This is a genomic window from Priestia sp. 3CA3, assembly GCF_056836725.1.
The window spans coordinates 1-487 of record NZ_JBXENJ010000044.1; the positions used below are offsets into that span (position 1 = coordinate 1).

Here is a 487-nt window from a genome sequence, read left to right on the forward strand (position 1 = left end):
TGGTCAATGGTGATGGAACGTTCACGTACACGCCAAATGAAAATTACACTGGAAATGATACGTTCACAGTCCTAATAAGCGACCCGTCGGGTGCGTTTATAGTGACGAACGTACTAGTAATAGTCACGCCAGTGAACGATGCACCAGTGGTGCCAGACTACGCGTTTGTGATCAACGAAGACACGAGTTTGAATAGCCGAGTGGTGGCAACGGATGTGGACGGAAACCCACTAACGTACGGGTTACTGACAGGTCCAGCAAATGGGACGGTGGTAGTAAATCCAGACGGCAGCTATAGCTATACGCCAAATGAAAATTACAATGGAGTGGATAGCTTTAGTGTCGTGGTAAGCGATGGCCAAGGAGGAACAGCCATTTCTACCATCACAATTACGATTCAGCCCGTAAATGATCCACCAGTAGGCCCAGTGGTAGTGACGTTGGTCACTAATGAAGATACATCCATATCTAATCAAATTACAGCGTT

1 protein-coding gene is annotated in these 487 nt (G+C 46.8%); it reads left to right on the forward strand.

The features are described from left to right. A partial coding sequence (locus AC1VNJ_RS26865; protein WP_482641638.1) for a tandem-95 repeat protein occupies nucleotides 1–487 on the forward strand: 487 nt, incomplete at both ends.